We start from the raw sequence: 14,236 nt of genomic DNA on the forward strand, positions 1-14,236 counted from the left end.
TAAGATTAGGTTAAACGTTTTTCAATTGAACGTTTTATAGACTATATTTACAGCGATTAATATAAGTTATGGCTGTACACAAGCTTATTCTGGATAATGTTTTTGAAGAAGATTTATATACTTTAATAGCAATTCACTGTACACTCGAAGATTATCGTTTAGCGTATCTTTTAAATAAACATTTAGGAATAAGCCTAGTTAGAAAGCCACTAGATTTAGATTATCAAAATAAAAAATCAACTTACTCAATTTTTGAATGGGAAGATAATAAACAACAAACTATTTGGAATTTAGTTTCCAATGTTTGTAAAACAGAAGATTATAGGCAAAGAAGGAATGAGTCATTATTTGATTCTGAAGAAAAAATAACGAGGACAGCATATTTAATACCAGAATATAAAACGGTTAATTATTTTTTAAAAATAGATAACGAAATCGATTCTAGTAAAGAAAAATATATTCTAAATAATGTATTAAAAGCACCTCAAATTGCCACAGCTTACAATATTGATATCAATCAATTAAAATCCAAAGACAATTTAATTTTTAGCTAATGTCAACAACAAAGAAAACGAAAATAGTAGCAACATTAGGACCTGCTACAAGTACAAAAGAAGTTCTAAAAGGAATGCTTGAAGAAGGCGTTAATGTATTTAGAATAAACTTTTCTCATGCCGATTATAAAGATGTAACCGAACGTATTAAAATGATACGAGATTTAAATGAAGAATTCGGTTTTACTGCTGCGGTTTTAGCAGATTTACAAGGCCCTAAACTTCGTGTTGGTGTTATGAAAGAGGAAGTTGTTGTGAATCCTGGTGATGAAATTACATTTGCTACAGGAGAGCGTTTTGAAGGCACAAAAGAGCGCGTTTATATGACCTATGAAAGGTTTCCTCAAGATGCTAAACCAGGGGAACGTATCCTTTTAGATGATGGGAAATTAATGTTTGAAGTTGTTTCAACAGATAAAAAGAGCGAAGTTGTTGCTCGTGTTATTCAAGGTGGCCCGCTTAAATCTAAAAAAGGGGTGAATCTTCCTAATACAGATATTTCACAACCTGCTTTAACCGAAAAAGATATTGAAGATGCTATTTTTGCAATTAGCCTAGATGTAGATTGGATTGCTTTATCGTTTGTTCGCCATGCAGAAGATTTAATGCAGTTACGTGATTTAATAAATAAGCATAGTGAACATAAAATACCTATTATAGCTAAGATTGAAAAACCTGAAGCTGTAGAAAATATCGATAAGATTGTAACACATTGCGATGGTATTATGGTAGCCCGTGGTGATTTAGGTGTTGAGGTTCCTGCAGAGGAAGTACCGCTTATTCAAAAACAATTAGTATTACGTGCTAAAAAAGCAAGAATTCCAGTAATTATAGCAACCCAAATGATGGAGACTATGATTTCTAGTTTAACACCAACAAGAGCAGAGGTAAACGATGTTGCAAATTCAGTTATGGATGGCGCTGATGCCGTTATGTTATCTGGCGAAACATCGGTTGGTAGTTACCCTGTAGAAGTTATAAAGCAAATGTCTGATATCCTTAAAAGTGTAGAGGATTCAAATCTAATTAAAGTACCACAATTACCACCACATATTCGTACGAACCGTTATATAACAAAATCTATTTGTTACCATGCTGCCAACATGGCAAATGAAATAAATGCAAAAGCTATTTCAACATTAACAAATAGTGGATATACAGCATTTCAAATTTCAGCATGGAGACCATCATGTCATATTTTAGTTTTTACTTCTAATAAACGTATTTTAACACGCCTTAGTTTACTTTGGGGCGTTCGTGCTTTTTACTACGATAAATTCGTAAGCACAGATGAAACTATTGAAGATGTAAACGCGATTGCATGTAAAAAAGGCTATTTAGAAGAAGGTGATATGCTTATTAGTTTAGCGGCAATGCCAATTAAAGATAGAGGGATGGTAAACACGTTGCGTGTTACCGAAATAGATTCTTGTAATTTTTAATAAATTCAGTATTTAAATATTTAAACATTGCCCCTATTTAGAAAAGCTAAATAGGGGCAATGTTTTATATAAGTTATAATATAAAGTTACAAATCAAACATATATGCTACAGAAAAATTAAAAAACCCTGTAGTGTTTAAGTTAGATTCAGTACCTATAGCTGAAGGTAAATTTATATTATACCCAAGTTCGAAGTCAAAAGCATTCGTACTAAACTCTAATGGAAAATTAATTTGAGTATTGATTAAACCAAAGGCATCGTTTTCTAAATACTCAGTAGTTACGACGCCATTTTGTATATAAATTTGTCCTAATTCGAAGGTTTGTTTCCCAATAACCATATTTAGCTCTGGTCTTAATTTTAAGCTACTTCTTTTTGTTTTAAATAATTTAAGCGACGCGTAACTTGTTGATGAAATTTGAAACGAATCATCTCTTCCAAATAAATAAGTACAAGAAAGCTGTGTACCTATAGTGCGTTGTTTGTTTTTAATACCAGCCCCTAAGGTTAATGTGTTTTCGAAAGGGTTATCTACACCACTTGAATAAATATATCTTGAATAAGAAGTGTATAATCTAAGCAATTTTTTCTTACCTATATTTTTACCATACCCAAGTGTTAGGGCTGTGTAATCCCATTTTGGAACAAACTCATTATAATATACTCCTGAGGCACTAGCCACAAAACCTTTAGAATGCATATAGGTAATTTGTGGTCTTAAATTGTATTGATTAATGCCAATATCTCTTCCAGAAAAATAGGTATCGCTATTGTAATTAACAGATACATATAAAAATTGAAAATTAACATCTATCAGTTCATCTAAAATACCCTCATCATCCAACAAACTATCAATAATCTCATCGATTTCTTCGTCTTCGTTAGAATTCGGTTTTTCTTGTGAATATGCAGATAAACCACTTGATAATATTAAAAATGTCATGAAGACTTTTTCCATTTAGTATTTTTTATAAATCTTAATTACGTATTTAACATGTTTGTTGGTGTCAAAATTATATACATATTTTATTAAATATGTATATAACGCAGAAAAGTGGTTGAATGCATTCAACCACTTATTCTAGAAAACTAAAGATATATTTAAGAAGTAAAAAGCTATTAATCAACCATTATCTTTTTGTTTTCTTTTTTTCATTCTATCGCTTTTTACAGATTCGCGCAATTCATTCCTGTCTTCTCCTCTTCGATTTTTCGACCTAGTACGTATTTGCTGCCGTTGTTCTGTAGTAAGTGTTGCCCTAAATTGTTCCTTTAGCCTATTTACTTTAGCTTTATTTTCTTCTAATAAAAACTTTTGGTCTTCAGTAAAAGTTTTTATTAATGCCTCACGTCTTTCTTGTTTTGAAAGGGTTACATTTTCTAAAATAGCTAACTGTTCAGCTGTTAGACTAGATTTAAAAGCGTTTCTATTTGTTTTAATTAAAGTACGTTGCTCTTCCATAAGTTTGTTTTGCTCTGTAGTTAAACTCTCTTTAAGAATGTCTTCTTGAGCCCCTAAACCCATGATGCTTATGAATATACCGAGCATTAGTAATTTAATTTTTTTTACAAATTTCATGTCTTTAATCTAAAAATTCTCCAACCCCTTGGGTTGGGCCTGCCTGTTGGCAAAGGCAGGGTTTCCTATTACATCTCTCCTTTGAAGCTATCAGGATTGCCTTTTTTGGCAGTTCTGGGTACGGTAAAATACAAAATTCTTGAATTTTTTATTTCAAACGAAACAGAATGTTTTAGCGTTTTCTTTTTCTCTTTAATTCAATTTCTGTAACTGTCTCGTCAGCTTCTGTTAGCGTAGCTAAGTTATCGCAAGTACCATCACCATAATCTAAAATAGATGTTTCGCCAGCTTCTGTATATTCTTTAATACCTTCTGCAATATACTTACATGCTGCTGGTTTAATTAATGCTGTTGTTATTTCAACAGTTTTTGTGTTTTCTTCAGCATCTGTAAATGAATATGATCCAGTAATCGTTTTTTCATCATCCTTATGAGTATCTGTGTCGCTTCCAGCTGTTACTTCTACTAAGCGTGTTCCTGCCTTTGTTATAGTGCCTTCATCAGTTTCTATTGTTATATTAACAGAACCTTCTATTTGTGGATTGCCATTTTCGTTTTCAGCAGTATATTCATGAGTTTTTGTTCCATTTGTAACATAGCCGTTAACTGTAAAAACATCAAATGTAATTGTACGACTTTTGTCTGTATCTAAGGTGGACTTTACAATAGTAATGGTTCCAGATATAATGTCTCCGTTACGATCTTCACAATCATCTGGAAAAGATATGGTAGTTGTTGTAACATCACCTTCGGTTACTTCTTCAAATACAGCACAGTCAGGAAAAAAACCAGATCTATCTTTACAGCCTTTTCCTAGCTTCGTTTTTCCAGAGCTGGTTTTACCTGTAACATCTGTTGTAGATTCAAACTCCAGAGAACTTAATGCGTACAAACTGTAAGTATCTACTACCGATTCTACTTCCTCAACAGAGGCTTCAAGTGTAACAAGTTCTACGGCACTAGTACTTTGATTTTGGGAGGTGTCATCGGTACAAGAAAAAAGGCCTAAAGTAATTGTTACTATAGCAAAAGCTATATTAAATTTGTTCTTTTTCATAATATAAGAGGTTTTAAATTAATTAGTGTTATAAAGCTTCATCAAATAAAGCTTCTTCTAAAACATAGTTGTCTATAAATTCGTCAATGTTATTTTCTTCTATAAAAAGAGATGTAATTAAAATATCACTTTCTGATAATACATTGGTTTTATCGGTGATTTTTTCTGGATCTAACTGTTTAATAGTATCCAAAACAATTGTTTGAATATCATTAATTTGCAGACCGCGATTTGGTTTAATTAATGTTATAGCAATCAATAATATAATTGATGCCGCAGCATACCAAACAAATGATTTTCTTAAAAAGAAAATTGGTTTCTCTTTTTCTTTTTTATCTAAAACTTTAGATAGGATCTCCTGTTTAGATTTAGAGAAATAATTTTCTGGAATGCCTAGCCCTAATTCATTACTATGCAATTCTCGTATGTTTTTATCAAACAAATTTTGATTGTTTGGTTGTTTTTCAGGAGTTATGTTATTGTTTTTTGTTCCCATCGTTTATTTTAGACCTGTTTTTTTGTGAAAAGTTCAACAGAGAGTATATTTTTTTCAATGTGCTTAACCGAATTGTAATAAGAAGATTTTAAAGTGCCTTCTTTTATTCCCAAAATATCGGCTATTTCTCTAAATTTTAAATCATCAAAATATTTCATTTGAAATATTTGCCTTTGTTTTTTAGGAAGTTCAGATAAAATACGGTGTAGCCTTAATTGCATATCATTACTATCAAAAAAAGTATCACTTGCTAAATTTTCCAGATATGTATTATTAATATCGTCAATTGAAACGTTTTGTCTTTTCTTGTTTTTTTCTATAAAACGAAGGGATTCATTATATGCAATTTTATACATCCAAGTATGTAAAGAGCTTTTTTGTTTAAAATTAGGTAAGCTTTTGTAAATTCTTAAAAACGTATTTTGAAGTACATCGTTTGCATTTTCATGTGTAATTACTAGTTTACGAATATGCCAATATAAGCGCTCTTGATAAAGATCGAGCAATTTTGAAAATGCTTTTTCTTTATGCTTATTACTTGTTAATTCGTTTAAAAAAATAGACTCGTCGATCAAAGATTTGATTAATAAGGACTAATGTATTTGTAGTAAATACAGGTTAAACAATAGCATTTTTAGTTAGACCTTTAAAAACGAAAATAGTTTATAAATTGTTTTAATTTGAAGTGTTTTTAACTTTTATAATAACTGTTTAAAACTCGAATTTTAACTGAACACTCACGCTTTTTTGTTCAGGTTTTTTCTTAGCTTCTGTATTTAAGTTTGACATTGAAATACCCAATAAACGTACTGAATTACTCAGTTTTTCTTGATATAACAAATCTTTAGCAGTTTCTAAAATAATACTCATGTCACTTATAAAATAGTGCAATGTTTTACTTCTAGTTTGTAATGTGAAATCGCTATATTTTATTTTTAATGTTACTGTTTTTCCTGCAACTTTACTTTTCTTTAAACGTCGCGAAACCTCTTCAGCAATGTGTTCAAGTTTTTCGAACATAAAAACCTCACTTGATAAGTTTTTACTAAATGTACGCTCGGCAGCTAATGATTTTCTTATGCGATTAGGTTTTACCTCGCTATTATGAATGCCTCTAACCAGATAGTAATAATAGCGTCCAGACTTGCCAAAGTTTTTATCAAGATATTCTAGCGATTTTCCTTTTAAATCCAAACCTGTGAAAATGCCTTTTTGATACATTTTTTCGGCAGTGACTTTACCAACCCCGTAAAATTTTCGAATATCTAATTTTTCTAAAAATTCAATAGCCTCTTCTGGGTTTACTGTTTTTTGTCCGTTAGGTTTGTTGTAGTCACTTGCAACTTTGGCAATAAATTTATTAATAGAAATGCCAGCCGAAGCCGTTAAACCAACTTCTTTAAAAATACGCTCACGAATTTCTTTAGCAATTAAAGAAGCGCTTGGGTTTCCTTTTTTGTTTTCGGTAACATCTAAATAAGCTTCATCTAAAGAAAGTGGCTCCACTAGATCTGTATAATCATAAAAGATACTCTTAACTTTTTTAGAGATTTCCGAATAGCGTTCAAAATTTGCTTTTACAAAAATGAGTTCGGGGCACAATTTTGCAGCTAAATTTCCAGCCATGGCACTTTTTACACCAAACTTTCTAGCTTCATAGCTAGCAGCACTAACAACACCTCGTTTTCCACCGCCTCCAACAGCAATAGGTTTACCTTTAAGATCAGGATTATCCATTTGAGCAACAGAAGCATAAAACGCATCCATATCCACATGAATAATTTTTCGTATTGGTAAATCGCCAGACATACTGTAAATTTAGGCATTAAATGTCTTTTTATTATGGCCTCTTGTAATTATTGAATTTTAAGAGGCGTATTAATTTGAATTAGATAATAAATGATAGAAATAGAACGTAAATTTTTAGTGACATCAAATGCCTATAAAGATGAAGCATTTAAGAGTACCAGAATTATTCAAGGGTTTTTAAACACCCATAAAAAAAGGACAGTTCGTGTTAGATTGAAAGGAGATATAGGATATATAACAGTTAAAGGACAATCATCACAAGACGGACTCTCAAGATTTGAATGGGAAAAAGAAATATCTAAAGAGGAAGCAGAATCATTATTGAATATTTGCGAATTAGGAGTTATTGATAAGATTCGTTATGAAGTAAAGATTAAAAATCATATTTTTGAAGTAGATGAATTTTTTGGCGACAATAAAGGTTTAGTTGTTGCAGAAGTTGAATTAGAAAATGAAAATGAGGCTTTTGAAAAACCTTTCTGGCTGGGAGAAGAAGTAACAGGAGATATAAAATATTACAATTCGCAATTAAGTAAACAATCATATAAAACTTGGCTCTAACTTAAAAAGTTATCATTATGAAAAATTTAATAATACCAATACTTTTTGCATGTATATTTTTCTCATGTAAAGAAGACGTAAAAGCATCTATGTCTGATATTGATGAAAAGGTATCTGAAGTAATAGAAGAAAAAGTAGATTCAGTAATAGATGTTGTTCAAGAACCCATTAAAAAATCAGCAAAACAGGTTAAAGAAGAGCTTATAGCAAAGGGCTTCAAGGTTTTTGATTATGTTGATGAAAAGACTCAAGACACTATTTTAATGCAGCAATATTTTATGGCATTTTTAAAAACAGGACCTATTAGAGTGCAAAATGAAGAGGAAACAGCCTTTTTACAAAAAGAACATTTAGCACATTTAACCAAAATGTATGAGTTAGGATATGCAGATATTTCTGGACCTTTTGATGATGAGGGAGATATCCGCGGGGTTACTATTTATAATGTACCCTCATTAAAAATGGCAGATAGTTTAGCAAATGCAGATCCCATGGTAAAAGCAGGACGATTAGAAATTGAAATACACCCGTGGTGGGCAGGAAAAGGGTTTCCTTTACGGTAATGTTAAAACTTTTAAGGCTCCTATTTCGTGTTAGTAATGCTATAATAATTGTAGCATTATTGATTATTCATTTTGTTATAAAAGAAAGTGGTTTTCAGGCGTCTTTATACTTTTATACGTTCCCTATACCTATAATTATCCTTATCGTTTTAATACTTTCTATTTTTATAAAAAAAAGAAAGTATCATCTAACATTAGCAGGGATTTTATTAATTGTCTGGTTAGGAAGAAGTTTTAAAATCCATATTGCAGATGATATTAAGGAAACAGACTTAGAAATTGTTTTTTGGAATGCATCTCACTATAGAGAATTTGAAGATGTATTTGAAGAGACCGAAAACATTCCAGATGTTGTAGTTTTAGTTGAATACCACGGTGAATTACTACAAGATATGATATTAGAATATCCTGAATATTACTTTTATAAGCATAAAACTGAAGAAATAGGAGTATTTTCTACACAACCTATTGAAATATTAGACGTATTATCTTCAAAATTAAGTACAACACTTATAAATTTTAAGACACAAGGGATTAACTTCTATGCGGTGGATGTATCAGCAAGTCTTGATGTTCCCAGAGCATGGGGTTTAGAGTTTGTTGATAAGTCTATTACGCAAACAAAAAACACGGTTGTTTTAGGAGATTTTAATGTGCCTTATGAGTCTAAATATTTAGATAATGTTAAAAAGAGGTTTAATCATGCATTTACTGAAAAAGGGAACGGGTTTAGAGAGACTTGGTTTTGGAATATTCCTTTGCTTTCACTCGATCACATTTGGGTATCGAAAGATTTAAAAATTCTTAAAGCGAAAAAAATAAACACCTTTAAATCCGACCATAGTATGGTAAAAACGTTTATCAGAAAGTAATTAATTCGAAATAAAAATACTTCTTTTTTTATTAATTCAGATACAAGCCTTCTGTGTTTATACGAAGGTAATTATTCATTTCAAGAATAGAGTCTTTATAAAATTTGTTACTATCTATTAAATCTGAAGAATGCTTATTATTAATTTTTAAAAATTCCTTTTTTTCATTTAGAAAGGTTGTTACATTATTTATATCAGATAGTAAGGCGTTGTTTTTTAACGTGTTATTTATTGTTAGCATCACAGGAATCATAATAACACCCAGAGAAAGTACTGGTTTTATAATATTTTTATAATTGTTCCAAAAAATCACATGAACAGGTTGTATTTTTTCTTTTATATATTTTTTCTTGAAAGCTATTGATAGTTTTTCTTTTGTTGAATCATTTACTTTTAATGCTTCAAAATCTCTTTTAAAAGATTCTTTAGAATTAGTTAAAAGAAAACGAAGCTCACTATACTCGGTATCTGATATTTTGGATAGAACAAATTGTTTTTCTTCAAATGAGAGGTTTGAAAAATTCTTTTTTAATAATAGTTCTTCTATGGTTAACTTCATAACTTTAATATTTGTCCGAATTAAACTTTTTTAATGTTACCGCTAGTTTTTTTGAAGCATAAAATAATCTCGATTTTACTGTCCCTTCTGAGCATTCCATAATGTCACTAATTTCTTTAATAGACAAATTGTCTTGATGTCTTAAAGTAAATGCTAAGCTATGTTTTTTATTTAACTTTTCTAGTTCAATATCTAAACATTTTTTGAATAAAGAGTGGTTGTTCTCAATATTTATTATAGTGGCAGGAACTGTTTTTTTATTTACATTTTCAAGATCTAAACTTATGGTCTTGTCTGCTTTTATACTATTGTTTCTATATTCATTTTTACACATATTATAGGCAATACTATATATCCATACAGAAAAATTCTTAGTATGATCAAATGCTTCTGCCTTTTCAATTACTTTCAAAAATAAATCCTGTAATAAATCTTGGGCTTTATCATTGTTTTGATAGAGTTTTTGATAAAAGAAAAGAAACAGCCTTTTTGAATATCTCTCATAGAGTTCATTAAAAGCTTTTTCTTTTCCTTTAATTATAAAGACCATCAATTCTTCATCAGATTTGTTATTATAATTAATTCCAAATTGAAAATCCAATATAGTGATCTGTTTTAAAAATAATTAAAATGATTCTTCAAAATCAACATTAGTAGGCTTCGTTAATCGTATTGAGCCCTGATGTCCAGTATTTTTATGATCGTCACTGACTATTTCAAATTTAAAATCATCAATCAATACTTCTCCTGTTCCCGAAGTTAAAACACCGTATGCTATGTTGGTAGCTTCTTTAGGGACCTTAAGGATTATTTCATATTTAGTCCAGTCTGTTGTTCCTTTGATAGGTCTATTTTGCATGTTATCAAAGCCTAAACTTTTTTTCCCCACTCCGTCAATTCTCAGCCACATTCCTGCCCATTTTTTTATGTTTTTAGATTTGATATAGCAAGTAAGTTTTACCTTTTTATCTAAAAACTTTCCAGGCTCAAAATTTTGCATAATCGTACCAAATCCATTTATTTCAGAATCAATAGATTTCATAAAAGCAACATTGGTACCTCTTTCTTTGTTTTTTACTACTCCGATTTCATACGAATCTGGTTTGCTTCCTGCTAAAAGCCAACCTTTGATGGTTTGTTCTTTAATTCCTGTAAAAGACAGTAAGGTTAAGCCTAGTATTATACTAGTTGTTAGAAATGATTTTGATATTATTTTCTTCATTTTTAAAATGTTTAATGATTGTTTATTATAGTATACACTTCATTTTATAAAAGGTTCAAAAAAAAACATTTTTTTACTAAAAGAAACTTAGTTTCTAGAAGAGACGACATTATTCAGAAATTGTAATCTTTCGTTTTGCATCATTGCCAAATTCATCCACTACAGTAATCGTATGGTCTCCTTGTGTAGGTATGATTCCCATATCATGAATATCTTTAGTGCTTCCAATAAAAGTATTATCAAGATACCAAAATAAGGTGCTTTCGGGTTTGGAGTGCGCTATTTTTAAAACAAGATCATTGGTTTTACCGTCAAAATTTTTCGGTAAAAAAATGGCGTTGTTTTCTTTGGGATAGATAAATGCCATCGAAATGGTTTGCTGTCCTAAACAGTCGCTTCTAAACTTAGGAAGTGGTTTATAAAAAGGATTTTTAGTTTTGTAATAATAAGCCATTAAAGGCGGCAGTACAAACCAGGATTTGTGGGTTATATTACTTAAATCCTCGCAAGAGGAATTCACTTGAAACGATTCATTGCGATCCACATGGATTAATACGTGATAGGGGCATGATCCTGTTTTTAAACCACTTACTTGAACAAATTTTTGTTCAATAGTATTGCAATTTTGAGAGGCCCTATATCCGCTTTGTTTACAAATGTCTATCTCTTGCATTTCGTCAAAGGGTATTGGAAACCAGTCGCTATTTGGTAATATGTCAAACACATCAAACAGAATAGGAGCTGCTGTTTGCACACCAACTAAACCAGGTCGTCCTTCCCCATCCGCATTGCCAACCCAAACCCCAACAACATAATCTTTAGTAGTGCCAATAGCCCAAGCATCTCGAAATCCAAAACTGGTGCCTGTTTTCCATGCGATTTCTTTAGAGCTATCAAAAAACGCCCAGCTTTCATCGCTTTCTGGTCTGTTTACTTCTTTTAAACTTTCATAAGTTAAATAAATAGAAGCTGCATCAAAAAGTGTTTTGTCATTAGTTTTATTGCCAAAATCGATTTTATCAGATGCAAAGAAAGTGGGTTCGCAAAACTCATTTGAAAAGTACTCGCCAGAAGTTTCAGAAAAATGATTTAAAGTGGAAGAGAGTGCCGCATAGCTTTTACATAAATCCCACAGATTACTTTCAGCTCCTCCTAAAATAAGTGATAATCCATAATGATTTGCATTGTATTTTAAATCTTTTAATTGTAATGCTTTTAAATAATGATGAAATCGATCTAAGCCAAATTCTTGAAGCATTCTTACAGCAGGAACGTTTAGTGATCGAGATAAGGCTCTGCTTGCATGCACTGCCCCGTCATAGGATTTATTATAGTTTTCTGGGTTGTAACTACCAAATTGTGTAGGTACATCGGCTACCAATGTATTAGGTAATAAATCTCCAGCATCTAACATTGCAGCGTATAAAAAAGGTTTTAAAATACTCCCTGTACTTCTTGGTTTATCAATAATATCAACATCTTTTTGATGTGCTTTATCTGTTGGGGTATTGCCTATATAAGCCAAAACCTGCCTGGTTTTTACATCTAAAACCAATACCGAAGCATTGTGAATTTCATTCTGACTTAATTGACTGTAGTGAGTTTTTATAATATAATTTATACGTTGCTGGAGTTTTGTATCAATGGTTGTCTTTATTCGTTTTCCGTAATGGGTTTGAGCTACTCTTTGTAATAAATGAGGAGCTATTTGTGGCAGGGGATAAGGTTTTTGAGGCAAGCCTTCGGCAATAGATAGTTGATAGGTTAATGAATCTATAATATTATTTTCTAAGAGTTTTTTTAAAAGACGATCACGTTTTTTTAATAATCGTTCCTGGTTTTTTCCTGGATAAATTAAACTAGGAGCATTAGGCAAAACAGCGAGTGTAGCGCTTTCTGCCCAAGATAATTGGTTGGCGTCTCTGTTAAAATAACGCCATGAAGCAGCATCTAACCCAACAACGTTTCCCCCAAAAGGCGCATGACTACTATAATAGGATAGTATTTCGTTTTTCGACTCACGACATTCTAATCGGGTTGCAAGAATAATTTCTTTAATTTTTTCGAAGTAAGTTCTGGATCGACCCTTTCTAGATAACCGAATGACTTGTTGGGTAATGGTACTTCCACCTCGTTTTACTGCACCAGATTTTGCATTATCTCTTAAGGCTTTGAAGATCGATATGGGATTAAAACCAGGGTGTTTATAAAAATATTCATCTTCGAATTGAATGATGCATGTTTTAAATTTTTCTGGAATACTATCGTTTTTAGGAAATCGCCATTGACCATCTTTGGCAATTTGAGCTCCCAATAGTTTATTATTTGAACTTGTAATAACTGTTGTTGTTGGATCTTTAAAAAGTTGTTTTGGTAAACAGAAATAATAAGCAATCAATAATACCGCTAGTGTTAGCGATTTAATTTTATGATGCTTTATGTAGGTTGTTATTTTATGCATTTACCTTTTCTGTGTTTTGCCCCTTCCGTCTCTGATTTCTTTAATGAAATCAAATCCACCTTCCCTTTTAAGGGAAGGAGTTGTATTTCTAACTTCAATTTTAATTTTAGTTCGATTAATTAATTTTTATTCAATTCTCCTCCTTTTAAAGGAGGAGTGGCTTCAGATTTCTCAAAAATCTGAAGACGAGGTGGTCTTTTCATGTTTTTTAATTAAAAGTCACTTATTGGTCGTTTCCTTTTATCCCATGTTAACACTTGCACACCGCTAGAGTAATGTATTTTATTAGGTTGATTATTTATTAAATGGCTAAATCTAGGATAGTTTAAATTTAGTTTGTTGACGCTAATAGATTGCATGGGCCATTCTATATGATGTACATCGTATTCAATAATATGATTTTTATAGTCTTGAAAAACGGCATAGCGTTCGGTTAGCCATAAATCGGTTTCGTCTTTTTCAATATGAGTATTCTCTGTGCTGTATTCAATATTAAAAGAATCATTAAATATCTTGTTTTTTGATATATAGCTAGTATCATCTCTATTCATTCTTGAATACTGATATGGGAATTTAGAGACAGTTTTTAAAACCTTGCAAGAGGATTGTTTGCTGCCTTCCATACTTAAAAAGTAAACACTTGGTTTGTTATTACATGTAATATAAACTCTAATATTTATCTCATGAAAATCTGAAATATAAGGCACTTTAGGAAGGTTTCTAATACCAATATTATTCATGTCGAAAGCCACGAGGCTCACCCACGTTTTTCCGTTAATAATATCTAGATTTATGCCTTTTGGAAGGAAAGGGCTGACTAGTTCAGGGGCTACTTCCCAATGTAGAAATACCGCTTTATTCCATTCCTGGTAGAATTTCCAAGAATGGTTAGGATATTTAAACGACCTATGTGAATTGTGCTTTAGTATTTCTGATGATTCCATGATTCAAAATCTTATTTTTACTAATATAGCTTATTGATAATATATTTAAAACCCAAGTTATTAAAAGGCGTTTTTTGCTTGAATTTCTGGTAAATGATAGGTTTTGAGTTTGTGTA

16 protein-coding genes are annotated in these 14,236 nt (G+C 31.1%); 5 read left to right on the forward strand and 11 right to left on the reverse strand.

The genetic code is table 11. The features are described 5' to 3' along the window. Positions 1-68: 68 nt before the first annotated feature. A complete protein-coding gene (locus Q4Q40_RS15715; RefSeq protein ID WP_303302855.1) occupies positions 69-554 on the forward strand; it encodes an IPExxxVDY family protein in 486 nt (161 codons plus the stop codon). Continuing rightward, the gene (pyk, locus tag Q4Q40_RS15720) at positions 554-1,996 is read left to right on the forward strand and encodes a pyruvate kinase (RefSeq protein ID WP_303302856.1); all 1,443 of its coding nucleotides are present in this window, start codon (positions 554-556) and stop codon (positions 1,994-1,996) included. The genes Q4Q40_RS15715 and pyk overlap by 1 nt, the downstream gene beginning before the upstream one ends. A gap of 86 nt (positions 1,997-2,082) precedes the next feature. Here the strand turns inward: pyk and Q4Q40_RS15725 are convergent, their stop codons facing one another. The 6 genes from Q4Q40_RS15725 to dinB form a co-directional block, all read right to left on the reverse strand. After that, on the reverse strand, positions 2,083-2,955 hold the full coding sequence (locus Q4Q40_RS15725; RefSeq protein WP_303302857.1) for a hypothetical protein: 873 nt from the start codon (positions 2,953-2,955) through the stop codon (positions 2,083-2,085). 165 nt (positions 2,956-3,120) lie between these two features. Beyond that, the gene (locus tag Q4Q40_RS15730; RefSeq protein WP_303302858.1) at positions 3,121-3,576 is read right to left on the reverse strand and encodes a hypothetical protein; all 456 of its coding nucleotides are present in this window, start codon (positions 3,574-3,576) and stop codon (positions 3,121-3,123) included. 172 nt (positions 3,577-3,748) lie between these two features. After that, positions 3,749-4,633 (reverse strand): hypothetical protein, encoded by an 885-nt coding sequence (locus Q4Q40_RS15735; RefSeq protein ID WP_303302859.1) that lies wholly within the window; start codon positions 4,631-4,633, stop codon positions 3,749-3,751. A 28-nt stretch (positions 4,634-4,661) separates the two neighbouring features. After that, entirely contained in the window at positions 4,662-5,129 is a 468-nt protein-coding gene (locus tag Q4Q40_RS15740; RefSeq protein WP_303302860.1) for a hypothetical protein, read from the reverse strand. A gap of 8 nt (positions 5,130-5,137) precedes the next feature. After that, on the reverse strand, positions 5,138-5,704 hold the full coding sequence (locus Q4Q40_RS15745) for an RNA polymerase sigma factor (protein ID WP_303302861.1): 567 nt from the start codon (positions 5,702-5,704) through the stop codon (positions 5,138-5,140). 136 nt (positions 5,705-5,840) lie between these two features. Next, complete coding sequence (dinB, locus tag Q4Q40_RS15750; RefSeq protein WP_303302862.1) at positions 5,841-6,938, reverse strand: DNA polymerase IV; 1,098 nt, start codon at positions 6,936-6,938, stop codon at positions 5,841-5,843. A 90-nt stretch (positions 6,939-7,028) separates the two neighbouring features. Between dinB and Q4Q40_RS15755 the strand changes: the two genes are divergently transcribed. The 3 genes from Q4Q40_RS15755 to Q4Q40_RS15765 are packed head-to-tail and all read left to right on the forward strand — an operon-like array spanning position 7,029 to position 8,934. Then, positions 7,029-7,499, forward strand: coding sequence for a CYTH domain-containing protein (locus Q4Q40_RS15755; RefSeq protein WP_303302863.1), 471 nt, complete (start codon positions 7,029-7,031; stop codon positions 7,497-7,499). Positions 7,500-7,516: 17 nt separating this feature from the next. Next, positions 7,517-8,062, forward strand: coding sequence for a YciI family protein (locus Q4Q40_RS15760; protein ID WP_303302865.1), 546 nt, complete (start codon positions 7,517-7,519; stop codon positions 8,060-8,062). Then, entirely contained in the window at positions 8,062-8,934 is an 873-nt protein-coding gene (locus tag Q4Q40_RS15765) for an endonuclease/exonuclease/phosphatase family protein (RefSeq protein ID WP_303302866.1), read from the forward strand. The genes Q4Q40_RS15760 and Q4Q40_RS15765 overlap by 1 nt, the downstream gene beginning before the upstream one ends. Before the next feature lie 31 nt (positions 8,935-8,965). Here the strand turns inward: Q4Q40_RS15765 and Q4Q40_RS15770 are convergent, their stop codons facing one another. From Q4Q40_RS15770 to Q4Q40_RS15790, 5 genes are all read right to left on the reverse strand, one after another. Continuing rightward, complete coding sequence (locus Q4Q40_RS15770; RefSeq protein ID WP_303302867.1) at positions 8,966-9,493, reverse strand: hypothetical protein; 528 nt, start codon at positions 9,491-9,493, stop codon at positions 8,966-8,968. 4 nt (positions 9,494-9,497) lie between these two features. Further along, positions 9,498-10,094: an RNA polymerase sigma factor gene (locus Q4Q40_RS15775; protein ID WP_303302868.1), complete on the reverse strand. Its 597-nt coding sequence runs from the start codon at positions 10,092-10,094 to the stop codon at positions 9,498-9,500. Positions 10,095-10,118: 24 nt separating this feature from the next. Beyond that, complete coding sequence (locus Q4Q40_RS15780) at positions 10,119-10,715, reverse strand: hypothetical protein (RefSeq protein WP_303302870.1); 597 nt, start codon at positions 10,713-10,715, stop codon at positions 10,119-10,121. Between the two features lie 109 nt (positions 10,716-10,824). Next, on the reverse strand, positions 10,825-13,176 hold the full coding sequence (pbpC, locus tag Q4Q40_RS15785; protein ID WP_303302871.1) for a penicillin-binding protein 1C: 2,352 nt from the start codon (positions 13,174-13,176) through the stop codon (positions 10,825-10,827). A gap of 212 nt (positions 13,177-13,388) precedes the next feature. Next, entirely contained in the window at positions 13,389-14,120 is a 732-nt protein-coding gene (locus tag Q4Q40_RS15790; RefSeq protein ID WP_303302872.1) for a YqjF family protein, read from the reverse strand. Positions 14,121-14,236 lie beyond the last annotated feature (116 nt).

Source organism: Flavivirga jejuensis, from assembly GCF_030540765.1.
In the GTDB taxonomy this organism is placed as follows: Bacteria; Bacteroidota; Bacteroidia; order Flavobacteriales; family Flavobacteriaceae; genus Flavivirga; species Flavivirga jejuensis.